The following is a 24,105-nucleotide window of genomic DNA, read 5'->3' as shown; positions in this document are numbered from 1 at the left end:
GATTAAAAATTCTCCGGCTTAAGCAGTGCGTAGATCAGATAGCCAAGCAGGCCCAGCGCGATCAGCGCGCTAAGCAGATACCAGACGCTCATTTCTTTTCTCCCAGGTGTTGGCAGCCGACGACAAAGCCGTAGCTCAGCGCGCCAAACAGCAGGACGAGTCCCAGATAGACGGCATCCATCATGAAAATCTCCATTCGAATCAGTAATGAGAAGGTACGCAAGCGCACGTCAAAAACCCGACAAAACCCCATGGTAGCCGATAAAAATCGTATAAAAATGTTTGAAAAACTGGCCTTTATTTCATTTCAAGCCAGATTTGGGCGGGAAAACGGATTTTTTTTATACGCGGGGATGAGTCTAGGGAGCGCACACGGCTTGCTGGCAGTGGCCTGGCGGGGGTGGTAGCGGGGAAAGAGGAAAAACAGTAAAGCTGCGGCGCAGAACAGATGCAGCGCCGCGGCTTGCAAGCGAGTAGGGCTGCGGCCTGGCGTCAGGCTGGGTCGCTAGCCGTTATGAGGCGGAAATCCGCCGGGCGGGTGTTCAGAACAGGTCGTCGCAGCGGTCGGCCAGGAACCGGGCATCGTCCCGATCATGTGCGCGTTGGCGCACTTTCTGCTGGCGCGACCTCTCAGCATCACTCAACTGAGGCTTTGCAACCGCATAGAGAAAACTCTCGTGCTGGTCTCTAGCCTGCTTTCTGCGAACACTCAGAGGAATACGGGAAGTCATCATCCTTGCACCTCTCGGTCACGTACTTGTGTGAGGCCAGGGCAAACCCTGACCCTTTGACATTGACGCTATTTTGAAGATTTGTAAAGCCCTGCTTGGTTACGGTTAGAAGCAAAAGTGGCGTTTGCTTGCCGTCTCCGCCTTTTCACGCTACCGGCGCGATGTTACCGCAGCATGATTCGGAGGGCGGTTGAAGCAAGTCTTTGAGGTAAATCACTTTTCGAATAATGTTGTTTCAAAACGGTATAAATCGTTATATGAAACTGGCGTAGCATCCCGCTATCGAATGGCGCGGCCAAGGAGCGGGTTTTATGGAGTGGGGGTATGCGATCGCAGGGCTGGCGGTGGGCTTTATTGTCGGATTGACCGGTGTGGGCGGCGGCTCTTTGATGACGCCTATCTTGCTGTGGTTCGGCATTTCTCCGGCCACCGCGGTTGGCACTGATCTGTTGTACGCGGCCCTGACCAAGATGGGCGGGGTGACGGTGCATCACCGGCAGGGCCATGTTGATTGGCGCATCGCAGGCTGGCTGACAGTCGGCAGCGTGCCGGCGGCCTTGCTGGTGCTGGCGGGCCTGTCTTATCTGCATCTGCCGGAGAAGATGCTGGACACTCTGTTCAAGCTGGTGTTGGGCGCGGCGCTGTTGCTGACCGCCGCCGCCATCCTGGGCAAGCCCTTGCTGCTGCGCTGGCTGGGCCGCTCCGGCGCGGCGGAGTTGTCGTTCGAGCCGCGGGTCGGGCTGACCGTGGCCACCGGCGTGGTGCTGGGCGTCTTGGTGACGCTTAGTTCCATCGGCGCCGGCGCTCTGGGCACGCTGGCTTTGTTCCTGCTGTATCCGGCCTTGCCGACTTCGCGGCTGGTGGGCACGGAAATCGCTCACGCGGTGCCGCTGACCCTGGTGGCGGGCCTGGGGCATGCCGGGCTTGGAAATGTCGATTTCTCGCTGCTGTTTAATCTGTTGGCGGGCTCTTTGCCCGGCATCTGGCTGGGCAGCAAGCTGACGCGGCAGTTGGCGGAGGGCTGGCTGCGGCCGGCGCTGGCGGTGATGTTGGCGGTGATAGGGGGCAAGCTGGTGTTTTGAGCCGCAGCGCGGCTTCACGGTAACTGGGCGGCTCGGGCCGCCTTTTTTCATGTCCGCGCACAAAAAAACGCCCTGGTCGGAGAGGCGAGCAGGGCTGAAATGCAAACAACAAAAGGAGAAGCCAAAATTAAAGCCTCTTAATATTAGGGTTTCGTAATTCTTGCGCCCTTGATTTGGAACAAGAAAGCCGCGTCCGCCGGCTACAATTGTTTTTCCAGAATGATGCGCAGATCGGCAATGCCTGCCGGGTAAGGCTCTTCCGCGATGATGCGATAGCCCAGCGCCTGATAAAAGCGCAGATTGGCCGGCATGCTGGCGCGGGTGGCCAACTGGATGCGGGTGAGGCCTTGTTGTTTCAGGAGGGCTTCGCTGTGCAGCATCAGGCGCTTGCCCAGACCTTGGCCCTGCCAGTCCGGGTGAGTGCACACGCGTTTGCATTCCACCGCGGCGGCGTTCAGCGGCGCGGTGATGAGGCAGGCCAAGGGCGTATCCTGCCGGCTGGCGATGTAGACTTGTCCCCCTGCGTCCAGCCGCTGGCGCAGGCTGTCTTCGGTCTCGTCCAGCGCGGTGGGACGGCTGGGCAAACGCGCGGCCAGCGGTTGGAAAGCGAGGGCGATCAAGGTCAGTACGGCGGGCAGTTCGTCGGCGCGCGCCGCGCGCAGTTCCAGCGTGTCGAGCAAGTTCATGGCGGTTTCCGCTGCGTTGTCCCGCTACAGCATGCGCGTGGTTTGGCCCATTTGGCAAAAGGCGGGCAAAAAAAGACCGCTTGCGCGGTCTTTTGTCGTAGCGTGGCGTGCGGCTTAGAGTTTGCCGGCCACCCAGGCTTGCACGCCGGCCAAGGCCGCGGCCAGGTTTTCCGGCTGAGTGCCGCCGGCTTGGGCCATGTCCGGACGGCCGCCGCCCTTGCCGCCCACTTGCTGGGCGACAAAGTTGACCAGTTCGCCGGCCTTCAGCTTGGCGGTCAGATCGGCGGTGACGCCGGCCACCAGCGCCACTTTGCCGTCGCCCTTGGCGGCCAGCACGATGGCGGCGGAGCCCAGCTTGTCCTTCAGCTTGTCCAGCGTTTCGCGCAAGGCGGTGTTGTCCGCCCCCGGCAGTTCCACCGCCAGCACTTTGACGCCGTTGACGTCGGCTGCGCCGTCGGCCAGGCTGTCGCCGGCGGAGGCGGCCAATTGGCCCTTGAGCTTGGCCAGCTCTTTTTCCAGGTTCTTGACGTTGTCCTGCAGGCTGCCGATCTTGACGGCCACCTCGTCCAGCGTTTGCGCTTTCAGCGCGCCGGCGGCTTCTTTCAGCAAGGCGTCCTGAGCCTGGATGTGGGCGATGGCGCCTTCGCCGGTGACGGCTTCAATACGGCGCACGCCGGCGGCAACGCCGCTTTCCGCCACAATCTTGAACAGGCCGATGTCGCCGGTGCGTTGCACGTGGGTGCCGCCGCACAGTTCGGCGGAGAAGTCGCCCATGGTCAGCACGCGCACTTCATCGCCGTATTTTTCGCCGAACAGCATCATCGCGCCGGACTTCTGCGCGGCTTCCATGCTCATCACTTCGGCCTTGACCGGCAGGTTGTGGCTGATCACGCGGTTGACCACGCGCTCCAGCTCGGCGATTTGCTCGGCGCTGACCGGTTCGCCGTGGGCGAAGTCGAAGCGGGTACGCTCCGGATTCACCAGCGAGCCCTTCTGCGCGACATGGTCGCCCAGCACGTGGCGCAGCGCCGCGTGCAAGAGGTGGGTGGCGGAGTGATTGCGGGCGCTGGAGGCGCGCGCGTGCAGGTCTATGGTGGCGGTCACGCTGTCGCCCACGGCCAGGCGGCCGCGAGCCAGTTTGCCCTTGTGGCCGAATACCGCGGCTTGAATTTTCTGGGTGTCGTTGACGTCGAACAGCGCGCCGATGCCGCCTTGCAGCGAAATCTCGCCGACGTCGCCGACCTGGCCGCCGCCTTCTGCGTAGAACGGAGTGTTGTCCAGCACCACGATGCCTTCTTCGCCGGCCTCCAGCGAGGAGACGGCCTCGGTGCCCTTGAACAGCGCCAATACCTTGGCGTCCGTGCTGGCGGATTCATAGCCGTGGAAGCAGGTGTCCGAGCCGCTGTAGCTGACCTTGCCGGTCATCTTGAAGCTGGAGCCTGCGCGGCCGCGCTCGCGTTGCGCTTCCATCGCGCGCTCGAAGCCTTCCAGGTCGGCGTGGATGTTGCGTTCGCGGCAGATGTCGGCGGTCAGGTCCACCGGGAAGCCGAAGGTATCGTAGAGCTTGAAGATGGTGTCGCCGTCAAGCTCGGTCTTGCCGCCTTCCAGGGCGGAGTCGACCAGGCCCATGCCGATTTCCAGCGTTTCGGCGAACTTGATTTCCTCTGCGCGCAGCGCGTCTTCGATATGCGCCTGCTTTTCGCGCAGTTCCGGATAGGCGTCTCCCATCTCGGCCACCAGATCGGCGACGATCTTGTGGAAGAACAGGCCTTTCTGGCCCAGCTTGTAGCCGTGGCGGATGGCGCGGCGGGCGATGCGGCGCAGCACGTAGCCGCGGCCTTCGTTGGACGGCAGGATGCCGTCGGCGACCATGAAGCAACAGGCGCGGATGTGGTCGGCGATCACTTTCAGCGACGGCACGTCCTGGCTGTAGGCAACGCCGGTTTCGCGCGCGGCGGCGCGCACCAGGCAGGCCAGCGCGTCGGTCTCGTAGTTGGACTTGACGTGTTGCAGCACGGTGGACAGCCGTTCCAGGCCCATGCCGGTGTCTACCGACGGCTTGGGCAGAGGATGCAGGGTGCCGGACTCGTCGCGGTTGAACTGCATGAACACGTTGTTCCAGATCTCCATGAAGCGGTCGCCGTCTTCGTCCGGGCTGCCCGGAGGGCCGCCGGCCACGCTCGGGCCGTGGTCGTAGAAGATCTCGGTGCAGGGGCCGCAGGGGCCGGTGTCGCCCATGGTCCAGAAGTTGTCGGAAGCGTACGGCGCGCCCTTGTTGTCGCCGATGCGGATGATCTTGTCGGCCGGTAGGCCCACGCTCTTGTGCCAGATGTCGTAGGCTTCGTCGTCGGAGGCGTAGACGGTGACCAGCAGCTTGTCCTTGGGCAGGTTCAGCCATTGCTCGCCGGTGAGGAATTCCCAGGCGAAGGTGATCGCGTCTTGCTTGAAGTAGTCGCCGAAGCTGAAGTTGCCCAGCATTTCGAAGAAGGTATGGTGGCGCGCGGTGTAGCCGACGTTTTCCAGGTCGTTGTGCTTGCCGCCCGCGCGCAGGCATTTCTGGCTGGTGGTGGCGCGGGTGTAGTCGCGCTTTTCAAAGCCCAGGAATACGTCCTTGAACTGAACCATGCCGGCGACGGTGAACATCAGCGTGGGGTCGTTGCCGGGAATCAGGCTGCTGGAAGGCACCACCTGATGGTTTTTGCCGGCAAAGAAATCCAGGAATTTCTGGCGAATTTCAGAGGTTTTCATGTTTGATTTCGTAAGATTGCGAATTCTGGGCCGCTTTGGGGGCTCAAGCCCAGAGCGGCGCGGACAGCTGATTGTGTCAAGCCGCGCCCGCGCTGGCAAGGGTTTCGGCGCGGCGCTTGAGCGCCTGGTTCATTAATTCGAAACCCTTGCGGGCATCGGCCAGCAGCGCCTGGCCGAACAAGGGCAGCAAGAGGCCGCTGAAAGTTTCGCCGTGATGCAGCCGGGTGCCTCCGTCCGCCAGCGCTTCCAGGCGGAAACTATGGCGGCCGTCCAGCAGGCCCGGCAGCAGCGCGCGTCCTAGCCACGCCAGTTCATCCGTCGTTTGCAAGACTTCCAGCCGCGGGCGGAAGGTCAGGCGCGGCCGGCCGGGCGGGTGAATGCTGACCACCAGGCGCGAACCTATCTGTTGGCGGCCGTGCAGGCCGACGATGAAGGGGTTCCACTCCGGGTAGGCGGCCCAGTCGCACAGCACGCGCCAGACCACGGACGGCGCAGCGTCGATGTCGATATGGGTGGCGATGCTGCGCGTTTGCATGCTTAGTCCTCGTCGGCGGGAAAGTCGTCGTCGTCGACGCCGCTGAGCACCTTGCCGATCACCGACATCGGGAAGCCGCGTCCGGCCAGAAAGCGGATCTGGCGCGCGCGTTCCTGCGGCGTGGCCGGCAAGTGGCCAAACTTCTTCAGCCACTGCGCCTGGGCGGCGGCAAGGTCGTCGCGGCCTTGCAGCGCGTCGCGGATCAGCTCGGCATCCACGCCGCGCTGGCGCATTTCCTGCTGCAGGCGGCGGCTGCCGTAGCGTTGCCCCTTGCTGTCGGCGAACTGTTGGGCGAAACGTTGATCGGACTGCCAGCTGCGCTCGGCCAGCTCGTCCAGCAGCGCGGTCAGTTGTTCCGGGCTTTCCGCAAACGGAGCGAGCCGCCGCTCCAGTTCCCGCCGCGTGTATTCGCGGCGGGACAGGAGATCGACGGCTCGCGCCCTCAGGCTTTTTTCCATTCAGGGAATCAGGCGTCGAGCGCGTCGTCCGCGAACTCTTCGTCCGGTTGGCCTTCAGTGATTTCCACTTTGATGCCCACCGCGTCGCGGATCTTGCGTTCCACTTCGGCCGCGATTTCCGGGTTGGCCTTCAGCCATTCGCGGGTGTTGTCCTTGCCCTGGCCGATCTTCTGGCCGTTGTAGGCGTACCAGGCGCCGGATTTATCGATGAAGCCGTGCTTGACGCCCAGTTCGATGATTTCGCCCTGGCGGGAGATGCCCTCGCCGTACAGGATTTCGAAATCGGCCTGGCGGAACGGCGGCGATACTTTGTTCTTCACCACTTTGACGCGGGTATCGTTGCCGATCACTTCCTCGCCCTTCTTGATGCCGCCGGTGCGGCGGATGTCCAGGCGCACGGAGGCGTAGAACTTCAGCGCGTTGCCGCCGGTGGTGGTTTCCGGGTTGCCGAACATCACGCCGATCTTCATGCGGATCTGGTTGATGAAGATCACCAGGGTGTTGGTGCGCTTGATGTTGCCGGTCAGCTTGCGCAGCGCCTGGCTCATCAGGCGGGCTTGCAGGCCCACGTGGCTATCGCCCATCTCGCCTTCGATTTCAGCCTTGGGCACCAAGGCGGCCACCGAGTCGATCACGATCAGATCGACGCCGCTGGAGCGCACCAGCATGTCGCAGATTTCCAGCGCCTGCTCGCCGGTGTCCGGCTGCGAGATCAGCAGGTCGTCGACCTTGACGCCCAGCTTTTGCGCATATTGCGGGTCCAGCGCGTTTTCCGCGTCGATGTAGGCGCAGGTGCCGCCCAATTTTTGCATCTCGGCCACCGCTTGCAGACACAGGGTGGTTTTACCGGACGACTCCGGGCCGTAGATTTCCACCACGCGGCCGCGCGGCAGGCCGCCGACGCCAAGCGCCAAGTCCAGACTCAGCGAGCCGGTGGAGACTACCTGCAAGTTTTCGTTGATCTGGTTGTCGCTCATGCGCATGATCGAACCCTTGCCAAATTGCTTTTCAATTTGGGCAAGGGCCGCGGCCAACGCTTTGCTCTTGTCTTCGGATGCCATGCTGTCTCCAGTGTGGGGGCGCTAAACAAAATGAATGGTCGGCTAGCGGCGGCCCGCGTCCATGGCGGCGGGAAAAACCCGATGCCGGACAGGGGTTTGCGCGGCGCCGGCGGGGCTGCCCCGCCGCGCTCGCGCTTGCCGCGCCGATAGTCGAAAAGATGTCGTCGATTATCTCATAAAGCCTTGGCCAACGGCAGAGCCGCTTGCCGGCGATACCGTCCTTCGGAACGGGAAACCGCGATCTCGCTTGAAAAAGTTGTGATTGCGACCACTTTTACAAGTGTCCACCCTGTGTACAATGAAGCCATCATGATGAACGAACGCGCGCAACACCTGCTCAAGGTTCTGATCGAACGCTATATCGTCGACGGCCAGCCGGTGGGGTCCAAAACCCTGTCAATGCTGCCCGGCGTCGAACTGTCGTCCGCGTCCATCCGCAACGTGCTGGCGGAATTGGAGGCGATGGGGCTGATCGCGGCGCCGCATACCTCGGCGGGCAGGGTGCCCACCGCGCGCGGCTACCGCGTGTTCGTCGACCGTCTGCTCACCATCCAGCCCTTGGAAGAGGCGGCGCTGCACGAGTTGGAGCTGAATTTGCAGCCGGACAGTCCGCAGCGCGTCGCCCAGTCCGCGTCCTCGCTGTTGTCCGAACTGACTCATTTCGCCGGCGTGATCGTCACGCCGCAGCGTTCCGACATCGCTTTCCGCCAGATTGAATTCCTGCGCCTGTCCGAGCGGCGCGTGCTGATGATATTGGTGACGCTGGACGGCGACGTGCAGAACCACTTGCTGACGACTGAGCGCGACTACACGCCGTCGGAACTGATAGAGGCCGGCAATTTCATCAATCAGCATTACGCCGGCCAGGGGTTGGGCAGCATCGCCAGCCGGGTGGCGGACGAGTTGCGTCAGTTGCAGGGCGACATCGCCGAGCTGATGTCGGCGGCGATCCGCCTGGGGCAGAGTTCGATGACCGCCAGCAGCGCCGCGGTGGTGGTGGCCGGCGGCAGCCGCTTGCTGGAGGTGAGCGACCTGTCCGAGGACTTGTCGCGGTTGCGCCAGTTGTTCAGCGTGTTCGAACGCAAGACCGAGCTGCTCAAGCTGCTGAATCAAGGGCGGGAAGCGCAGGGCGTGAACATTTTCATCGGCGAGGAGTCAGGCGTTGTGACGCTGGACGAATGCTCGGTGGTGACGGCGCCTTACCGGATCAACGGGCAGGTGGTCGGCGCGTTGGGCGTGGTCGGCCCCACCCGGATGGCTTACGAGCGGGTGATACCCATTGTCGATATTACCGCGCGCTTGGTATCCAGCGCCTTGTCGTTCCGGGTCTAAGAACCTGTTTACGATCTGCCGCGCTGCGGCGATACAGCGTTAAAAACAAGCTCAAAATGCTCATGTACCACTTGACCATTCCGCTTTTTCGGTCGTTTTCGCCTTGTCTCGCTCTTGCTCGCGAGCTCGTAAACAGGCTCTAACGCCAGGAGCCGGCCGTTCGGCGGCTTTTAGTTTTCGCGCCGCGCTCTTTTTAAAGAAGCGCGGCTAAGTCAAAAACGCTTATTCAGAAACCAGCCCATGAAATCTCTGCTTAAACTGGCCCCGTTGGCGGCCCTGTTCTCCTTCCAGCTGGCACAGGCCGACGCGGCTTTCCTGGCGCGTCCGGACGTTCAGCGCTACATCGACGAGCAAGTGGCAGGCGGCCAGTTCAACCGCCCGGAGCTGGAGGCTGTATTCGCCAACGTCGAACTCAAGCCCAACATCATCAAGATACTGGATAAGCCGTCCACCTCGCGGCCCTGGTATCAGTTCCGCAATTCCACGGTGGGAGAAAAGACCATCGCAGACGGCGTGGCGTTCTGGCGCGCCAACGCCGCCGCGCTGACGCGCGCCGAGCAGCAGTATGGCGTGGCGCCGGAGCTCATCGTCGCCATTCTGGGCGTGGAGTCCCATTACGGCCGCAACACCGGATCTTTCCGCTTGGTGGACGCCTTGTCCACCATAGGCTTCGATTACCCGCGCCGCGCCGAATTCTTCCGCAAGGAGCTGACCGAATTCCTGCTGCTGGCCAAGGAGGAGGGCAAGGACCCGCTGACGCTGAAGGGCTCTTACGCCGGGGCGATGGGCTGGCCGCAGTTCATGCCGTCCAGCTTCCGAAAATGGGCGGTGGATTTCGACGGCAGCGGTCACCGCGACATCTGGAGCGATCCGGACGACGTGATCGGCAGCGTGGCCAATTACTTCCAGCGCCACGGCTGGCGCCACGGCGACGACGTCATCCTGCCGGCCAGCGTCCAGCCGGGGCCACAGATCGATCAGCTGATCGCTGACAAGTTCAATCTGCATTACACCGTGGGCGAGTTGAAGAAAATGGGCGTGACGCCGCAGTCGCCGGTGGCCGACGACGTGCCGGCAGTGCTGGTGCCGCTGGAAACGGCGCCCGGCGTGACCGAATACTGGCTGGGCCTCAACAACTTCTTCGTGATTACCCGCTACAACCGCAGCACGCTGTACGCCAAGGCGGTGCAGGAAATCGCGGATCAGCTGCGCCAGCGCTACCTGGCGGGCCAGGCCGCCGCCCAGCCGTGACGCCGCGCGCCGCGCGCCGCGGCGGCGCGAAACCTGTCGCCACGCGCGGCAATTGCCATTAAAATCCGCCCCCATGAGCTATCAAGTCCTTGCCCGTAAGTGGCGTCCCAAGCGCTTTGCCGATCTGGTCGGCCAGGAGCACGTGGTGCGCGCCTTGACCAACGCCCTCAAAGAACAGCGTCTGCATCACGCTTATCTGCTGACGGGGACGCGCGGGGTGGGCAAGACCACCATCGCCCGGATTCTGGCCAAGAGCCTCAATTGCGAAACCGGCACCACCGCGGAGCCTTGCGGCGAATGCTCGGCCTGTCGTCAGATCGACACCGGCCGCTTTGTCGATTTGCTGGAGATCGACGCCGCGTCCAACACCGGCATCGACAATATCCGCGAAGTGCTGGAAAACGCTCAGTACGCGCCAACTTCCGGCCGCTTCAAGGTCTATATCATCGACGAAGTGCACATGCTGTCCAAGAGCGCCTTCAATGCGATGCTGAAGACGCTGGAGGAGCCGCCGGCCCACGTCAAATTCATCCTGGCCACCACCGATCCGCAGAAGGTGCCGGTGACGGTGTTGAGCCGTTGTCTGCAGTTCTCGCTGCGCAATATGACGCCGCAGCAAGTGGCCGGCCATCTGGCCCATATGTTGGATGTGGAAGGCATCGCCTACGAAGCGCCGGCGCTTGCCTTGCTGGGCCGCGCGGCCGCCGGTTCCATGCGCGACGCGCAGTCGCTGCTGGACCAAGCCATCGCCTACGGACTGGGCGACGTGAAGGAAGACGGCGTGCGCGCGATGCTGGGCGCGGTGGACCGCCGTTACCTGTTTGCCTTGCTGCAGGCGTTGGCGGCCGGCGACGGCCCGCAGCTGATGGCGCAAGCCGACAGCCTGGCCGAGCGCGGCGTCAGCTTTGAAGGCGCGTTGAGCGAATTGGCGGTCTTGCTGCAGCAGTTGGCGCTGATGCAGACCGTGCCGCAGGCGATCGCCCAGGACGAGCCGGAACGCGACGCGTTGCAGGCGCTGGCGGACGCCATCTCGCCGCAGGACGTGCAGCTGTATTACCAGATCGCCATTCATGGCCGCAAAGACTTGGCGCTGGCGCCGGACGAGCACGCCGGTTTCAATATGAGCCTGCTGCGCATGCTGGCCTTCCACCCGGCCAACACGCAGCCGGAGTCCGCGCCGTCGCGGCCTGCCGCCGTCGCGTCTACGCGGCCGCAACAGCCGCCAGCGCAGTCGGCCCCGGCCGCGCCTGGGGGGATTTCGCCGGCCGCGCGCGCTTTGCAGGCCGCCGGCCTGAGTTCGCCGGCTCCGCGTCAGTCCGCGCCGCCCCCGGCACAGGAAAGCGCCCCGGCGGCGGAACCCGAACCCGAACCCGAGCCTGCCGCGCCGGAAGCCAGGCCGGCTCCGCAAGCCGCGCAGCAAGCTGCTCCGGCCCGCCCGGCCGCGCCGCCGGCCAAGCCGGAAGCCGCGGATGACGAGGACGATGATAGCGACGGCGACGTCAGCCCCGACGATGTGCCTTGGGATCAGGGCGCCGCGGCGGACGAGGAGATGCCGTCCTATCTGCAGCAAGAGCCGGAGGAAGCGGTCGATTATCAGTTTGACGGCGACTGGCAGGCCTTGGTGACCGAATTGGGCGCCAAGCTGGGCGCGGCGCGCATGCTGGCCCATAATGCGGTATTGAAGGACTGGAGCCAGGATCGCCTGGCGCTGGCGGTGCCGGAGAGCTTCCGCCACATGACCAGCCGCGATTATCAGGACAAGCTCAAGTTAGCGCTGAGCGAACGCTTCGGCCGGCCGGTGGAATTGGCCGTGACGGTGGAGGAGCTGGGCCTGGAAACGCCGGCGATGAAAGACGCTCGCCATCGGCAGGAGCAGTTGAACATCGCGCGCGAGAATATGAAAAACGATCCGGTGGTGCAGCAAATGGTGCGCGAATTCGACGCGACGCTGCTCATCGAAACCATTCAACCCGTGAAGGAGTGAAACGATTATGTTTGGCAAAGGTGGCATCGCCGGCCTGATGAAGCAGGCCCAGCAAATGCAGGACAATATGAAAAAGGCGCAGGAAGAACTGGCCAAGGTGGAAGTGGAGGGCCAATCCGGCGCCGGCATGGTCAAGGTGGTGATGACCTGCTCTCACGACGTCAAGCGCGTCAGCCTGGACGACAGCCTGCTGGACGACGCCAAGGAAGACAAGGAAATGCTGGAAGACCTGATCGCCGCCGCGTTCAACGACGCGGTGCGCAAGGTGGAAGCCACCACCCAGGAAAAGATGTCCGGTTTTTCCGCGGGTCTGAACCTGCCGGCCGGCATGAAGCTGCCGTTCTGATCGCGACGATTTCGGCATCCGGATGGCTCGGCGCGCGCCGGGCCATTTTTGCGTTGATCCCGGGGTAGCCATGCGCCGATTCGCCCATTTCACCGTGCGCAGCCGGCTGAGCGTGAATGCCGACAGGGTGTGGGCGCACGCCACCCGCGCCGCAGGCGTCAACGACGAATTGTGGCCCTGGCTCCACATGCGCTTGCCGGGCAAGGCCCTGCCTGTCGGGTTGACGGCTCCGGCGCAAATCGGACGTTGTTGGATTCTGCTGTTTGGCCTGCTGCCGGTGGAATACGATGACTTGGGGCTGACGCGGCTGGAACCGGGCGCCTTCGACGAGCGTTCGACCATGCTGACCCAGCGGCGCTGGCTGCACCGGCGACGGGTGCGCGCCTTGCCCGATGGCTGCGAAGTAGTGGATCGCGTCGGCTTCGCGCCGCGCGCCCCCTGGCTTTTGACACTGCATTACGGCATTTTCCGTCTGGTCTTTGCCTGGCGGCATGCGCGTTTGCGCCGCCGTTTTTACCGATTGTGAAAGCGATGAAGAACCCTCCCGCTCTAGATCACCTGATCTCCGCTCTGAAAGTGTTGCCGGGCGTCGGCCCCAAAACCGCGCAGCGCATGGCCTTCCATCTGCTGCAACGCGACAAGAAGGGCGCGGACAAGCTGGCGCGCGCGCTGGACCGGGCCTTGACTCAGCTGACCCACTGCGAGCGTTGCAATACTTTCAGCGAAACGCCGCTGTGTCCGATCTGCGCCGACGAGGAGCGCCGTCAGGATTTGCTGTGCGTGGTGGAGATGCCGGCGGATCTGCTGACGCTGGAACAGGCCAAGTGCTTCGATGGCTTGTATTTCGTGTTGATGGGCCGCATCTCGCCGCTGGACAATGTCGGCCCGCGAGACATCAATCTGGACAAGCTGCTGGTGAGGGCGGCGGACAGCGCGGTGCAGGAGGTGATCATCGCCACCAATTTCACCGCGGAGGGCGAGGTTACCGCGCATATGATCGCCGAGCTGCTGAAGGAGCGTGGCCTGAAGGTGACGCGCATCGCGCGCGGCATGCCGGTGGGCGGCGAACTGGAATACGTCGACCTGGGCACTTTGGCGCAGGCGGTATATGAGCGCCGCGGCATTGGCCAGTAAGAACCTGTTCAAAGTCTGCCGCGCTTCGTGGAGCCTTGCACGGTGAGTACAAGCTCAGAATGCTCATGTGCCACTTGGCCATTCCGCTATTTGCTCGCTTTCGCCTTGTCTCGTCTTTGCTTGCGAGACTGTGAGCCGCTTTGAAGGGCTGGCCAGGAGGGCAAAAAAAAGCAGGCCGGACTAGCCGGCCTGTAACAGAGGAACATCTGAATCAGTGTGAAAGCCCGCACGCATGCGTGCGGGCTTTCGCGTTTTAGGAGAGCGCCGGTTCCACGGCTTCCTGTGCCGTCGGTTGGGTGGCCGGAGCGTTGAAACGGTCGGCCAGGAAGGGGGTGACGTCCAGCGGCGGCGTCTCGCCGCGCACCAGCGCGTCCAGCATGACGCCGGTGATGGCCGAAGTCAGAATGCCGGTGCGGAAATGGCCGCAGGCGTTCAGGTAGCCGTCAACGCCTTGCATCGGGCCCAGGATGGGCAGCTCGTCCGGCGAACCGGGGCGCAGGCCGGCCCAGCAGCGCTTGATGTTGATGTTTTGCATCTCGGGCAGGCAGCGGATGGCGCCTTTGACCAGGCCGGCGATTTCCGGATAGGTGTTGGTGACGTCGAAGCCCTTGTCCTCGGTGGTGCTGCCGATCAGGATCTCGCCGTTGTCTTTCTGCGCGATATAGCAATCGCTGGTTGTGATGCAGCCGCGCAGCAGCTTGGGCATTTTTTCCGACAACACGATCTGCCCTTTGACCGGTTTGACCGGAATGCCGACGCCGGTTGCCCATTGGCTCAGCTCGGCGGCCCAGGAGCCGGCCGCGTTGATCAGGGTGTGGCAGTGGAATTCGCCGGCTTCCAGCGTGCGAACGCCGGTGACGCGCGAGCCTTGCTTGAGCACGCCGGTGACATTGGTGTTGAAGAACACGTCAACGCCGTTCTGGCGAGCCGCCTCGGTGTAGGCGTCGGTCAAGCGGAAGGGGCTGACTTGGTGGTCGCACAGAAATTCCAGCGCGCCGGTGGCTTCGTGGCTGATATAGGGCTCGTTTTCACGCAGCTGAGCCTGGTCCACCCAGCGCACTTGATCGGATAGGTGGGGAATCTGCGCGGCGATGTGTTCGGCGTAGAGTTGGTCTTCCTCGTCGTAGATCACGAACTTCAGCCCGGTCTCCTCGAATTTGAAATCCATGCCGTGGTTTTCGATCAACTCCTGATGCAGGGCCGGATACAGCGCGTTGGAGGCCAGCGCGAAATTGAAGAAGGACTCCGGCAGGATGTGCGGGGTGCTGGCGTCCACGGCGATGGCGGCGCCGGCTGCCTCGCGCTTGTTTTTGGCCGAGGTCATGCGGAAGAAAATCACGCCGCAGCCCAGGCCCACCGATTCGCCGATCGCCCACAGGCCGCCGGCGGAGGCGCGTGAAGCGTTGCCGGGGCGCTTGGCGTCGATCAGCGCGATTTTCAGGTCTTTGCGTTTGGACAGCTGGTAGGCGCAAGAGGCGCCGATCACGCCGCCGCCGGCAATCACGATGTCGTATTGTCTGCTCATGGTCAGGCCTCTTCGGTTTCGGTTTGGAAGGCGGAGAACGGCAAGGGGTCCAGCGGGAAGCGCGGCCGGATCCAGCCCACGTCCGCCTTGCCGGTGTGCTCGCGCAGGCGGTCGCTGCAATAGCCGACGCACATCTTGCCCTGGCAGTCGCCCATGCTGACGCGGGTGCGCATCTTCAGGCTGATCAAGTCCTGCACCCCTTGTTCCAGCGCGGAGTCGATATCCTTGCGCAGGGCGTTCTCGCAGCGGCAGATCACCGTGTCTTCCCGCGGCAGCGTCAACTGGCCGCTGCCGCGCTGAGTAAAGCTGTCGATGCCCACGCGGAAGCGCAGCACCGCCTTCAACTCCGTCAGATAGCGCTGACGATTTTTCTCGGCCAGTTCGGCGCTGATCGCGCCACTTTGTTTGAGCATGGACTGGGCGGCGATGCGGCCGCTCAGCATGGCGGCTTCGCCGCCGCGCAGGCCGCCGATGTCGCCGGCCAGATGGATGTGGGCTTCGCTGCTCTGTTGCCAGCCGTTGATTTCCGGTTTGAGGAAGCCGTCGGCGTCGTAAGCGTGGCGCAGGCCCATTTGCTGTGTGAGTTGGGTGCGCGGAATGAAGCCGTAGCCCACCGCCAGGGTTTCGGTGGCCAGGCTGACCGCGCGGTTCAGATCCGGCGTCCAGTTGTCGTCGTACGGCGCGACGGTGACTTCCTGCACCTCTTGCTGGCCGCTTGCCTCCACCACGCCCCAGCCGTAGTGCAGCGGCACGCCGTGGCGTTTCAGGTAAGCCAGCATGCTCAGGCCGTCCAGGAACAGCTGCGGCTTGTTCAGCATGGCCAGGGTTTCCTTGGCGATGCGGCCAAAGGAGCTGGCCTCGTAGACGCCTTGGACTTCTGCGCCGGCGCGGTGCAATTGACAGGCCACCAGCGGTAGCAAGGGGCCGGTGCCTACGATGGTGGTGCGGCCCAGCGGCTTGACCACGCCGCTTTTGATCTGCAATTGCAGTCCGCCCAGCATGATCACGCCGGGCAGGGTCCAGCCTGGAAAGGGCACGCTGCGCTCATGGCAGCCGGCGGACAGCAGCAATTGCTCAAAGTCGATCTTCTCGACCTTTTCTTGTTCATTCAACGCGTACAGCCATTGGCCGGCTTCGCCGCCGACGATGCGGGTGTTCAGTTTGACTTCTACCGCGTGGCTGACCTTGGCGAACTCCGAATGCAGAGCTTGCATGGCGTCGCGGTAGCGTTCGCCCAGGTAGTCCAGGGTCACGCCTTGACGCAAGGGGCCGCGATAAACCACGCCGCCCAGACGCGAGGCTTCGTCTATCAGCGTGCAGGGCTGGCCATGGTTGACCAGCTCGATGGCTGCGGCCATGCCGGCGGGGCCGCCGCCGACGATGATGGGGCGCATGCTCATTGCAGGCCCTCCAGTTCGATGCGGTTGGCCGCGGTCTCCACGGTCATGCCGGCTTGCACCACTGTCTGGCAGGCGCGGCGTTTGTAGCGGCCGTCGATGCGCACCAGGCAGCAGTGGCATACCCCCATGCCGCAGTAGGAACCCATGGTTTGCTGGCTGTCGTTGCGGCTGACGCGGCGCAAGCCAACGGCGTTGAGCACGCTGAGTACGGTCTCGCCCTGCGCGGCGACGACGGTGTTGCCATTGATGTTGATGGCGATTTGATCTGCATTCAATTTCTGAATGTCATATTTTCTGTCTAAATTTGGCATCGAAATAGCTCGTTCTGGTTCTGCTGACACGAAAGAGGTGCCGGAGAGTGGACAGTCTTTTCCGGCTGCGAGCGATTTTGTCGCGTCTGATTTTAGTCAGACAATCAGACTATATGGCGTCTGCCGTAGTCTAACTATGATGAATCGCTTTTAAATTGTCGCAGCATTGTTATCGCATTGTATGGATACAGGCAATGTACAGATTTCTGTAATCAGATGTATACAGATTGGCTGCGTCAGTGAGTGCGGCAAGAGAGTGGTCTATTTGTTTTCAATTAAAAAACAAATGGTTGTGTGGGTTTTGCGTGTTGTTAAACCGTTGGAATAATATGTTTTTCTGTTATTTTAATGCGTATAGCATTTTCAAAACTGTACATTAATTGATTATAATCAAATGGCTTGAAAAATGATGTCAATATCATTATTTTAGTCATTGGATATAGTGTGCTTCAGGACTTTTTTGTTTGAAACCAAGCCCTTGCGGAATTTTTCCAGGTGGGTTTCAGGGCCGCTTGCGCGCGTTGCGGCCGGTTTCGCTCTGGTGCTCCTGATACCAGGCCTCCAGAGCTTCTTCCGCGTTCAGAATGTGCTGTCGCAAGAAGGCTGCGGCGCTGATTGCATCCTTGCGACGGCACAATTCGAGCATTTCGCTATGTTCGCGGTGGGCGCGGTCGCTGAAATTGGTCAGCAGAATCTGCATCCGCGTGTAGCGGTCGGTGCGGTTGTGAAGCTGCTCTATCAGCGCCAGGGTTTGCGGCCGGTTGGCCGCCTGATAAAGCGCTAGGTGGAAGCGTGAATTCAGGATGCCCCAGGCGCCGACATCCCGTCGGCGCAGCGCTTCTTCAAATTGCGTCAGCAGCGCCCCGGCCGCATCCAAATCCGCCTGAGTCTGCCGCGGCACGGCCTCCAGCAACATATCGCATTCCAGCAGCACTCTTACCCGCAGCAACTCCATCACTTCCGGCAGCGACAGTTGGGCGATCACCGCGCCGCGCCGCTCGGTAATCGCCACCAAGCCCTCTGCCTCCAGTTGCCGCAGCGCCTCTCGCAGCGGCACCCGGCTGACGCCCAGTTCCTTGGACAGCGCTTCCTGGCGCAGTTGAGTGCCGGCCGGCCATTCTCCCAGCAAGATGCGCTGGCGCAGCGTGTCGGTCGTGGTGGCGGTGAGGGTTTGGCGCGGGGCGGTGGTTCGAGGCATGGCGGTGTCGACGGTTGGAATCCTCAAATTATCACAGGCGCGGAGTGGGCCGGCAATGGCAAGGCAAGGGCGGCTTGATTGCGGCCGGCTTTGATCTTTGTAGGTTCTGTTTACGGATTGGTGTGTGTTTTTGTATTCAAATATTGATGATTTTTTGCATGGTTATCACGATTTTCCATGATATAAAACATGCTGCAATGCAAGATGATAAAAAGCAACAAAACATAAAACAATGATTTTATTGAATAAAAAATCTAATTTAATGTAAATCAATGCTTTCTCTACGCTGGCGCCTCTCCATCTTGAACTGTAAAAATTGTATTCAAAAAATGGCGGGGGTAGAGTGGCCACATCACATGCGAGGAGCAAGAACATGGCGGTGCGCGAATTCGAATGTCTGGATGGCCATACCTGCGGCAACCCCGTAAGGCTGGTAGTGAACGGCGGCCCGAAGTTGGAAGGCGAGACGCAAGCGGAGCGGCGCTTGGACTTCATTCGTCGCTATGACTGGATACGTACCGGCTTGATGTTCGAGCCGCGCGGCCATGCGCAGATGTCCGGCGCCTTCCTGTATCCGTCGACACGGGCGGATTGCGATATCGCGGTGCTGTACATCGAGACCAGCGGCTGTTTGCCGATGTGCGGCCACGGCACCATAGGCGTGGTCACCATGGCGCTGGAACACGGGCTGGTGAGGCCGGCCGAGCCCGGGGTGTTGAACCTGGACACGCCAGCGGGCAAGGTGGCGGCTCAATATCGGATGGAGGGCGGCAAGGTCGCCGCGGTAACGCTGACCAATGTGCCGTCTTTTCTCTATTTGCGCGACGTGGAGGCGGAGGTGTCGGCGTTGGGTCGCTTGCGGGTGGATATCGCCTACGGCGGCAACTTCTATCCCATCGTCGAGGCGCAGCCGGGCTACCGCGACATGGCGGATTATTCGCCGGCGCAACTGGTGGAGATGGGGCGTGAACTGCGCGAATACCTGAACCGGCATTACGACATCGTCCACCCGTTGGACCCGAATATCAGCGGCGTCCGTCATTGCCAGTGGACCGGCGCGCCCAAGAACGCCGGCTCCAGCGCGGCCAACGCCGTGCTGTACGGCGAGTCGGCGCTAGACCGCTCTCCATGCGGCACCGGCACTTCGGCGCGGCTGGCGCAGCGGCATGCGCGCGGCCTGCTCGCCGTTGGTGAAAGCTTCGTCCACGAGAGCATTATCGGCAGCCAGTTCGTTGGCCGAGTGCTGGCGGAGACCCAGGTTGGAGATTACCCGGCAATCGTGCCTTCGGTGCAGGGCTGGGCGCGCTTCACAGCGTACAACCGCATCCTGTTGGACGACGCCGATCCCTATGTTCATGGCTTCGAGGTGGCCTGAGCATGAGCGAGCGAGTCATTGTCGTCGGCGCCGGCATCGTGGGCATCGTCACGGCCTTGCAATTGCGGCTGGCCGGCCTGGATGTGTTGTTGCTGGACCGCGGCGAGCCGGCGCGGGAAACCAGCTACGGCAACGCCGGCGCGCTGGCGGTCAGCGATGTGATCCCGCTGGCCGAGCCCGGCGTCTGGCGGCGGTTGCCTGGCTGGCTGCTGGACCCGCTGGGGCCGCTGGCGGTGCGCTGGCGTTATCTGCCGACGCTGGCGCCGTGGCTGGCGCGTTTTGCGCTGGCCAGCCGGCCGGCGCGGGTGGCTTCGCTGACCCGCGCGCTGGCGGCCTTGTTGAACCGAGCCGCCGCCGACTACGCGCCGCTGGTGGCGCGGGCCGGCCTGGACGGCATGTGGCGGCGGCATGGCGCGCTGACCTTGTACCGCGATGCGGCCGAACTTGAACAGGCCTTGCCGGCTTGGCGACGCAAGGCCGAGCACGGCGTGGCCTGGCAGACGCTGGATCAGGCTGCCGTTCAGGATTGCGAGCCGGCGCTGCGGGATGGATGGGCGCGCGCGGTCAAGGTGGCGGCCTGGTCCCATGTCGACGATCCCTATCTATTTAGCCGAGGCCTGCTCGATGCCTTCGTCGCCGCCGGCGGCGTTTTCGAACAAGCGGAAGCGGCCACCTTGAGCGAGCGCGGCGGCAAGGTGGACGGCGTGGTCTGCGCCGACGGCCGCATGCTGGCTGCCGGGCAGGTGATCGTCGCCGCCGGCATTTGGAGCGACCGTTTCACCCGCCAGTGCCGCTACCGGGTGCCGCTGGAAAGCGAACGCGGCTATCACGTCAACTTGCCCAAGGCCGGCGTGGCCTTGCGTCATTTCATCCAGTGCGCCAGCGAAAGCTTTGTGATTCTGCCGCTGGCCGACGGCGGGCTGCGGCTGGCGGGCACCGTGGAGCTGGCGCACCGCGACGCAGCGCCGGATTGGCGGCGCGCCGAGATCCTGCTGGACAAAGCGCGCAGCATTGTCGGCGATTTCTCCACCGAGGAGATGACGTTGTGGATGGGCAACCGGCCGTCGCTGCCTGACACCGTGCCGGTGATCGGCCCTGCGCCGGATCGCGCCGGCCTGTATTTCGCCTTCGGTCACGGCCACCTGGGCCTGACGCTGGCCGCTACCACTGGCGCGCTGCTGCGCGACATGGTGTTGCAGCGTCCCAGCGGCCTGGACTTGCACCCGTACCGCCTGGCGCGTTTTTAGCGCCGCGGCCCCATCGCGACCCTGAAGTGAGCCGCGCGGCTTCCGTCCACCCTCAAGCACAAAGGAAACACCCTATGCAACAACAAGGCATTCTGGTCCCCATCGTTACACCGTTCGACCGCGACGGCCGCCTGGATTTGGCGGCGCTGCGGCAACTGGTCGAGCGCTTCATCGAACAAGGCGTCGCCGGCATCGTCGCCTGCGGCACCACCGGCGAATACTACGCCTTGGACGAAGGCGAGCGCAGCCAAGTGCTGGAGTGCGTGGCCAAGGCGGGCAAGGGCCGGTTGCGCTTGATCGCCGGCGCCAACGACCTGTCCACCCGCGGCGCGATAGCGCGCGCGCGTCAGGCGGCGGAGCTGGGTTACGAGGCGCTGATGCTGGCGCCGCCGGCTTATAGCCTGCCGGATCAGGCCGGCATCATCGCTCACTTCAAGGGGGTGGCCGCCGCCAGTGCGCTGCCCATCATTCTCTATAACTTTCCGGCCCGCGCCGGCGTCTCCATCGACGTCGCCAGCGTGATTGAGTTGAGCCGCGTGCCCAATATCGTCGGCATCAAGGAAAGCAGCGGCGATTTCAGCCGTGCCCTGGCGCTGATTCAGGCACGGCTGCCGGATTTCGAAGTGATCTGCGGTTGCGACGACCAGGCGGCGGATTTCCTGTTTTGGGGCGTGCGCAGTTGGATCAGCGGCGCGGCCAATGTCTTCCCCGGCGAGCAGGTGGCGATGTTGAACGCCGCCAAGGTCGAAGACTGGACGCGAGTGCGCGCGCTGATGGCGGCGATGTATCCGGCGATCCAGGCGATGGAGTCCGGCGGTTACAACCAGAAGGCCAAACTGGGCGTGCGCCGTCACGGCGTCGACGCCGGAGATGTGCGTCTGCCTTTGCTGCCCTTGCCGGGCGCGGAAGCCAAGGCTTTTCTCGACGCGCTGGCCGCGTTTGATCGCTAACGGGAGAACGAGATGCCATTAAGCAAGGAAGCAGTATTCGAGAGCGCCCGAGCAGGGCGCTTATGGGCCGGCTTGCTGATCCCCGGACATGAGGGCAGGGGGGCGCGGCTGGACAATATGACGCCGATGGACAATAGCTTGATCGGCCATGTCGCCGCCGGCGACGCCGCCGACGTCGACGCCGCGGTGGCGGCGGCGCGCGCATGCTTCGAGTCCGGCGAATGGTCGCGCCGGCCGCCGGCCGAGCGCAAGCAGGCGATGCAACGGTGGGTGGCGTTGTTGCGCGAACACGTGGAGGAACTGGCGGCGCTGGACTGCATCGACGCCGGCAAGCCGATCACCGAATGCCTGAACACCGACCTGCCGGCCACGCTGGACACCTTCGCCTGGTACGCGGAGGCGATAGACAAGTGCTACGGCAAGGTGGCGCCCACCGGGCCGGAAGCGCTGGGCTTCATCGTCAAGGAGCCGATAGGCGTGGTGGGCGCGGTGCTGCCGTGGAACTTCCCGGCGCAGATGTACGCCTGGAAAGTGGCTCCGGCGCTGGCCGCCGGCAATTCAGTGGTGGTGAAGCCGGCCAAGCAGACCTCGCTCAGTGCTTATCGCATCACCCAGCTGGCGCATCAGGCCGGCATCCCCGCCGCCGCGCTGACCCTGGTCACCGGTTCCGGGCAGGCGGTGGGCGAGGCGCTGGGCCGGCATCCGGATGTGGACATGGTGTCCTTCACCGGCTCCACCGAAGTGGGGCGCTTGTTTCTGCAATACGCCGCCGAGAGCAATCTGAAGGAAGTGGTGCTGGAACTGGGCGGCAAGAGCCCGCAACTGGTGTTCGAGGACGCCGCGCTGGATGAGATTGTCGACGACGTGCTGGCCGCGGCGTTCTGGAATATGAGCGAAAACTGCAGCTGCGGCTCGCGCTTGATTGTCGCTTCCGCGGTCAAGGACGAGTTGCTTGAGAAGCTCAAGCGGCGGCTGGCCGGCTGGAAGCTGGGCCTGCCCACCGATCCTACGGTTCAGGTCGGCCCGCTGGTGGAGCAAGCCCACTTCGAGCGGGTGAAAGCCTATCTGGAAGCGGCCAAGGCCGAGGGCGCGCGGCTGGTCCACGGCGGCCGCATCCATGCCGAGCTGGGCAGCGGTTGGTATATCGAGCCCACCATCTTCGATCAGGTCAGCGCCAAGATGCGTATTTTCCAAGAGGAAATCTTCGGGCCCATCCTGGCGGTCAGCACCTTCGACAGCGAGGAAGAGGCGGTGCGCTTGGCCAACGACAGCGTCTACGGGCTGGCCGCCTCGCTGTACACCCGCGACGTCAAGCGCGCGCAGCGCGTCGCGGCCGCCTTGCGCGCCGGCACGGTGTCGGTCAACGGCTTTTCCGAAGGCGACATCACCACGCCTTTCGGCGGCTTCAAGCAGTCCGGCTTCGGCGGCCGCGATAAAGGCCTGGAAGCGCTGGAGCAATATCAACAGACCAAGACCATCTGGTACGTGAACTAGAGTCAGGCCCGGTGTCGCCCACGCGGCGCCGGGCTGCCTTCGGCAGCACCCATGTCAAAACAAAGGAGAGACGAGATGAAACCCATTATCCCCTTGCGGGCGGCGCTCGCTGGCGCCGTGTTGCTGATAAGCGCCTGGCCGGCCGCTGCCGAAACCCTGGTCAAGATCGGCTTCGCCTCGCCCTTGTCCGGACCGCAGGCGCATTACGGCAAGGACAATGAAAACGCCGCGCGGCTGGCGGTGGACGAATTGAACGCGCGCAAGTTGCAGGTCGGCGGCCAGCCGGTGCGCTTCCAACTCTTGGCGGAGGACGATCAGGCGGATCCGCGCATCGGCACTCAGGTGGCTCAGCGCTTCGTCGACTCCGGCGTCAAGGCGGTGTTAGGTCATTTCAACTCCGGAGTATCCATCCCGGCGGCGCGCATCTACGCCGCCGCCGGCGTTCCGCAGTTGTCGGTGTCCACCAACCCGGTTTATACCCGGCAGGGCTACCGCACCGCCTTCCGGCTGGTGGGCAGCGACAGTCAGGTGGGGGCGGCGCTGGGCCGCTTCGCGGTGCAAACGCTGAAGGCGGCCAGCATCGTGGTGATAGACGACCGCACCGCCTACGGTCAGGGCATCGCCGACGAGTTCGCCAAGGCGGTGCAAGCCAGCGGCGGCAAGATCGCCCGCCGCGAGTACACCAACGACAAGGCCAGTGATTTCTCCGCCATCCTGACCGCGGTCAAGCCCTTGCGGCCCCAAGTGATCTTTTACGGCGGGGCCGACGCTCAGGCCGCGCCTATGGTCAAGCAGATGAAGCGGCTGGGTCTGGACGCCAGGCTGTTGGGCGGCGACATGCTGCAAACGCCTACCTTCCTCAGCTTGGCCGGCGACAGCGCGGGCGGCCACTTCGCCGGCATTCCCGGCGGCCAGTTGAACGACAGACCGGCGGGCAAGGCTTTCCGCCAGCGTTATCAGGCGCGCTTCAAACAGGACGTGGTGCGGCTGGGGCCGCAGTTCTACGACGGCATGATGATGGTGGCCGCCGCGATGCAGCAGGCGGGCTCGGTGGAACCGGCACGTTTCATGCCGGTCTTGGCCAAGCTTAGCTACGCCGGGGTCAGCACGGATTTTTCCTTTGACGCCAAAGGCGATCTCAACAAGGCGGCGGTGACGATTTCCGAGGTCAAGAACGGCCAGTGGACGACAAGAGCGGTGATGCAGTGAAAGGAGGTTTGAATGATGCGGTATTCCCAAGGGTAGTTGGACGACTGG

23 protein-coding genes are annotated in these 24,105 nt (G+C 63.2%); 13 read left to right on the top strand and 10 right to left on the bottom strand.

Annotation, left to right across the window (positions count from 1 at the left end):
• Positions 1 to 2: 2 nt before the first annotated feature.
• Complete coding sequence (gene kdpF / locus DXT74_RS19120) at positions 3 to 92, bottom strand: K(+)-transporting ATPase subunit F (protein ID WP_019103745.1); 90 nt, start codon at positions 90 to 92, stop codon at positions 3 to 5.
• 90 nt (positions 93 to 182) lie between these two features.
• Here kdpF and DXT74_RS19115 point away from each other — a divergent pair, with 90 nt between their 5' ends.
• Both DXT74_RS19115 and DXT74_RS19110 read left to right on the top strand, forming a co-directional pair.
• A complete protein-coding gene (locus DXT74_RS19115; RefSeq protein ID WP_143330317.1) occupies positions 183 to 407 on the top strand; it encodes a hypothetical protein in 225 nt (74 codons plus the stop codon).
• A 635-nt stretch (positions 408 to 1,042) separates the two neighbouring features.
• A complete protein-coding gene (locus DXT74_RS19110) occupies positions 1,043 to 1,813 on the top strand; it encodes a sulfite exporter TauE/SafE family protein (RefSeq protein WP_043634085.1) in 771 nt (256 codons plus the stop codon).
• Between the two features lie 200 nt (positions 1,814 to 2,013).
• Here the strand turns inward: DXT74_RS19110 and DXT74_RS19105 are convergent, their stop codons facing one another.
• The 5 genes from DXT74_RS19105 to recA form a co-directional block, all read right to left on the bottom strand.
• Positions 2,014 to 2,499 carry a GNAT family N-acetyltransferase gene (locus DXT74_RS19105; RefSeq protein WP_194426773.1) on the bottom strand — a complete coding sequence of 162 codons (486 nt, stop codon included), beginning with the start codon at positions 2,497 to 2,499 and terminating at the stop codon, positions 2,014 to 2,016.
• 114 nt (positions 2,500 to 2,613) lie between these two features.
• The gene (gene alaS / locus DXT74_RS19100; protein ID WP_194426772.1) at positions 2,614 to 5,247 is read right to left on the bottom strand and encodes an alanine--tRNA ligase; all 2,634 of its coding nucleotides are present in this window, start codon (positions 5,245 to 5,247) and stop codon (positions 2,614 to 2,616) included.
• Between the two features lie 76 nt (positions 5,248 to 5,323).
• Positions 5,324 to 5,782 carry an SRPBCC domain-containing protein gene (locus DXT74_RS19095; RefSeq protein ID WP_194426771.1) on the bottom strand — a complete coding sequence of 153 codons (459 nt, stop codon included), beginning with the start codon at positions 5,780 to 5,782 and terminating at the stop codon, positions 5,324 to 5,326.
• A gap of 2 nt (positions 5,783 to 5,784) precedes the next feature.
• Positions 5,785 to 6,240, bottom strand: coding sequence for a recombination regulator RecX (recX, locus tag DXT74_RS19090; protein ID WP_043634069.1), 456 nt, complete (start codon positions 6,238 to 6,240; stop codon positions 5,785 to 5,787).
• An 8-nt stretch (positions 6,241 to 6,248) separates the two neighbouring features.
• Positions 6,249 to 7,301, bottom strand: coding sequence for a recombinase RecA (gene recA, locus DXT74_RS19085; RefSeq protein ID WP_043634066.1), 1,053 nt, complete (start codon positions 7,299 to 7,301; stop codon positions 6,249 to 6,251).
• 309 nt (positions 7,302 to 7,610) lie between these two features.
• Here recA and hrcA point away from each other — a divergent pair, with 309 nt between their 5' ends.
• The 6 genes from hrcA to recR all read left to right on the top strand — a co-directional run bounded on the left by hrcA (position 7,611) and on the right by recR (position 13,348).
• Positions 7,611 to 8,633: a heat-inducible transcriptional repressor HrcA gene (gene hrcA, locus DXT74_RS19080; protein WP_043634063.1), complete on the top strand. Its 1,023-nt coding sequence runs from the start codon at positions 7,611 to 7,613 to the stop codon at positions 8,631 to 8,633.
• Positions 8,634 to 8,873: 240 nt separating this feature from the next.
• A complete protein-coding gene (gene mltB / locus DXT74_RS19075; RefSeq protein ID WP_043634060.1) occupies positions 8,874 to 9,884 on the top strand; it encodes a lytic murein transglycosylase B in 1,011 nt (336 codons plus the stop codon).
• 73 nt (positions 9,885 to 9,957) lie between these two features.
• The gene (dnaX, locus tag DXT74_RS19070; protein WP_194426770.1) at positions 9,958 to 11,868 is read left to right on the top strand and encodes a DNA polymerase III subunit gamma/tau; all 1,911 of its coding nucleotides are present in this window, start codon (positions 9,958 to 9,960) and stop codon (positions 11,866 to 11,868) included.
• 7 nt (positions 11,869 to 11,875) lie between these two features.
• The gene (locus tag DXT74_RS19065) at positions 11,876 to 12,214 is read left to right on the top strand and encodes a YbaB/EbfC family nucleoid-associated protein (RefSeq protein WP_019100549.1); all 339 of its coding nucleotides are present in this window, start codon (positions 11,876 to 11,878) and stop codon (positions 12,212 to 12,214) included.
• Between the two features lie 70 nt (positions 12,215 to 12,284).
• Positions 12,285 to 12,740, top strand: coding sequence for a hypothetical protein (locus tag DXT74_RS19060; RefSeq protein WP_194426769.1), 456 nt, complete (start codon positions 12,285 to 12,287; stop codon positions 12,738 to 12,740).
• Between the two features lie 5 nt (positions 12,741 to 12,745).
• On the top strand, positions 12,746 to 13,348 hold the full coding sequence (recR, locus tag DXT74_RS19055) for a recombination mediator RecR (RefSeq protein WP_043591737.1): 603 nt from the start codon (positions 12,746 to 12,748) through the stop codon (positions 13,346 to 13,348).
• 253 nt (positions 13,349 to 13,601) lie between these two features.
• On the opposite strand, the gene hcnC is transcribed toward recR, so the two are convergent.
• The 4 genes from hcnC to DXT74_RS19035 form a co-directional block, all read right to left on the bottom strand.
• Positions 13,602 to 14,873, bottom strand: a complete 1,272-nt coding sequence (gene hcnC / locus DXT74_RS19050; protein WP_043634049.1) for a cyanide-forming glycine dehydrogenase subunit HcnC — start codon at positions 14,871 to 14,873, stop codon at positions 13,602 to 13,604.
• Positions 14,874 to 14,875: 2 nt separating this feature from the next.
• Positions 14,876 to 16,273: an NAD(P)/FAD-dependent oxidoreductase gene (locus tag DXT74_RS19045; protein WP_043634046.1), complete on the bottom strand. Its 1,398-nt coding sequence runs from the start codon at positions 16,271 to 16,273 to the stop codon at positions 14,876 to 14,878.
• Positions 16,270 to 16,548: a (2Fe-2S)-binding protein gene (locus tag DXT74_RS19040; protein ID WP_275888038.1), complete on the bottom strand. Its 279-nt coding sequence runs from the start codon at positions 16,546 to 16,548 to the stop codon at positions 16,270 to 16,272. Before DXT74_RS19040 ends, DXT74_RS19045 begins: the two co-directional genes overlap by 4 nt.
• Before the next feature lie 538 nt (positions 16,549 to 17,086).
• Positions 17,087 to 17,782: a GntR family transcriptional regulator gene (locus DXT74_RS19035; RefSeq protein WP_043634040.1), complete on the bottom strand. Its 696-nt coding sequence runs from the start codon at positions 17,780 to 17,782 to the stop codon at positions 17,087 to 17,089.
• A gap of 373 nt (positions 17,783 to 18,155) precedes the next feature.
• On the opposite strand from DXT74_RS19035, the gene DXT74_RS19030 reads away from it, so the two are divergent.
• The 5 genes from DXT74_RS19030 to DXT74_RS19010 all read left to right on the top strand — a co-directional run bounded on the left by DXT74_RS19030 (position 18,156) and on the right by DXT74_RS19010 (position 24,057).
• Entirely contained in the window at positions 18,156 to 19,157 is a 1,002-nt protein-coding gene (locus DXT74_RS19030) for a 4-hydroxyproline epimerase (protein ID WP_043634037.1), read from the top strand.
• Positions 19,158 to 19,159: 2 nt separating this feature from the next.
• The gene (locus tag DXT74_RS19025; protein WP_194426768.1) at positions 19,160 to 20,404 is read left to right on the top strand and encodes an FAD-binding oxidoreductase; all 1,245 of its coding nucleotides are present in this window, start codon (positions 19,160 to 19,162) and stop codon (positions 20,402 to 20,404) included.
• Positions 20,405 to 20,478: 74 nt separating this feature from the next.
• Complete coding sequence (locus tag DXT74_RS19020; protein WP_194426767.1) at positions 20,479 to 21,354, top strand: dihydrodipicolinate synthase family protein; 876 nt, start codon at positions 20,479 to 20,481, stop codon at positions 21,352 to 21,354.
• A 12-nt stretch (positions 21,355 to 21,366) separates the two neighbouring features.
• On the top strand, positions 21,367 to 22,848 hold the full coding sequence (locus DXT74_RS19015) for an aldehyde dehydrogenase (RefSeq protein ID WP_194426766.1): 1,482 nt from the start codon (positions 21,367 to 21,369) through the stop codon (positions 22,846 to 22,848).
• 75 nt (positions 22,849 to 22,923) lie between these two features.
• Positions 22,924 to 24,057 carry a branched-chain amino acid ABC transporter substrate-binding protein gene (locus DXT74_RS19010; protein WP_043634023.1) on the top strand — a complete coding sequence of 378 codons (1,134 nt, stop codon included), beginning with the start codon at positions 22,924 to 22,926 and terminating at the stop codon, positions 24,055 to 24,057.
• Positions 24,058 to 24,105 lie beyond the last annotated feature (48 nt).

This window comes from Chromobacterium sp. Rain0013 (genome assembly GCF_015291765.1).
GTDB classification, from domain to species: Bacteria; Pseudomonadota; Gammaproteobacteria; order Burkholderiales; family Chromobacteriaceae; genus Chromobacterium; species Chromobacterium haemolyticum.
Note: the sequence above shows the minus strand (reverse complement) of the source record. Positions and strands in the feature narration are given on the sequence as shown.

Excerpts from the sequence above, each read along its gene's own strand:
- DXT74_RS19095 (WP_194426771.1), bottom strand. The coding sequence starts at position 5,782 with ATGCAAACGCGCAGCATCGCCACCCATATCGACATCGACGCTGCGCCG.
- mltB (WP_043634060.1), top strand. The coding sequence starts at position 8,874 with ATGAAATCTCTGCTTAAACTGGCCCCGTTGGCGGCCCTGTTCTCCTTC.
- DXT74_RS19035 (WP_043634040.1), bottom strand. The coding sequence starts at position 17,782 with ATGCCTCGAACCACCGCCCCGCGCCAAACCCTCACCGCCACCACGACC.
- hrcA (WP_043634063.1), top strand. The coding sequence starts at position 7,611 with ATGATGAACGAACGCGCGCAACACCTGCTCAAGGTTCTGATCGAACGC.
- recR (WP_043591737.1), top strand. The coding sequence starts at position 12,746 with ATGAAGAACCCTCCCGCTCTAGATCACCTGATCTCCGCTCTGAAAGTG.
- DXT74_RS19115 (WP_143330317.1), top strand. The coding sequence starts at position 183 with ATGAAAATCTCCATTCGAATCAGTAATGAGAAGGTACGCAAGCGCACG.
- DXT74_RS19020 (WP_194426767.1), top strand. The coding sequence starts at position 20,479 with ATGCAACAACAAGGCATTCTGGTCCCCATCGTTACACCGTTCGACCGC.
- DXT74_RS19105 (WP_194426773.1), bottom strand. The coding sequence starts at position 2,499 with ATGAACTTGCTCGACACGCTGGAACTGCGCGCGGCGCGCGCCGACGAA.
- kdpF (WP_019103745.1), bottom strand. The coding sequence starts at position 92 with ATGAGCGTCTGGTATCTGCTTAGCGCGCTGATCGCGCTGGGCCTGCTT.
- DXT74_RS19045 (WP_043634046.1), bottom strand. The coding sequence starts at position 16,273 with ATGAGCATGCGCCCCATCATCGTCGGCGGCGGCCCCGCCGGCATGGCC.
- DXT74_RS19015 (WP_194426766.1), top strand. The coding sequence starts at position 21,367 with ATGCCATTAAGCAAGGAAGCAGTATTCGAGAGCGCCCGAGCAGGGCGC.
- DXT74_RS19065 (WP_019100549.1), top strand. The coding sequence starts at position 11,876 with ATGTTTGGCAAAGGTGGCATCGCCGGCCTGATGAAGCAGGCCCAGCAA.
- DXT74_RS19110 (WP_043634085.1), top strand. The coding sequence starts at position 1,043 with ATGGAGTGGGGGTATGCGATCGCAGGGCTGGCGGTGGGCTTTATTGTC.
- DXT74_RS19025 (WP_194426768.1), top strand. The coding sequence starts at position 19,160 with ATGAGCGAGCGAGTCATTGTCGTCGGCGCCGGCATCGTGGGCATCGTC.
- hcnC (WP_043634049.1), bottom strand. The coding sequence starts at position 14,873 with ATGAGCAGACAATACGACATCGTGATTGCCGGCGGCGGCGTGATCGGC.
- DXT74_RS19060 (WP_194426769.1), top strand. The coding sequence starts at position 12,285 with ATGCGCCGATTCGCCCATTTCACCGTGCGCAGCCGGCTGAGCGTGAAT.
- recA (WP_043634066.1), bottom strand. The coding sequence starts at position 7,301 with ATGGCATCCGAAGACAAGAGCAAAGCGTTGGCCGCGGCCCTTGCCCAA.
- recX (WP_043634069.1), bottom strand. The coding sequence starts at position 6,240 with ATGGAAAAAAGCCTGAGGGCGCGAGCCGTCGATCTCCTGTCCCGCCGC.
- dnaX (WP_194426770.1), top strand. The coding sequence starts at position 9,958 with ATGAGCTATCAAGTCCTTGCCCGTAAGTGGCGTCCCAAGCGCTTTGCC.
- alaS (WP_194426772.1), bottom strand. The coding sequence starts at position 5,247 with ATGAAAACCTCTGAAATTCGCCAGAAATTCCTGGATTTCTTTGCCGGC.
- DXT74_RS19030 (WP_043634037.1), top strand. The coding sequence starts at position 18,156 with ATGGCGGTGCGCGAATTCGAATGTCTGGATGGCCATACCTGCGGCAAC.
- DXT74_RS19010 (WP_043634023.1), top strand. The coding sequence starts at position 22,924 with ATGAAACCCATTATCCCCTTGCGGGCGGCGCTCGCTGGCGCCGTGTTG.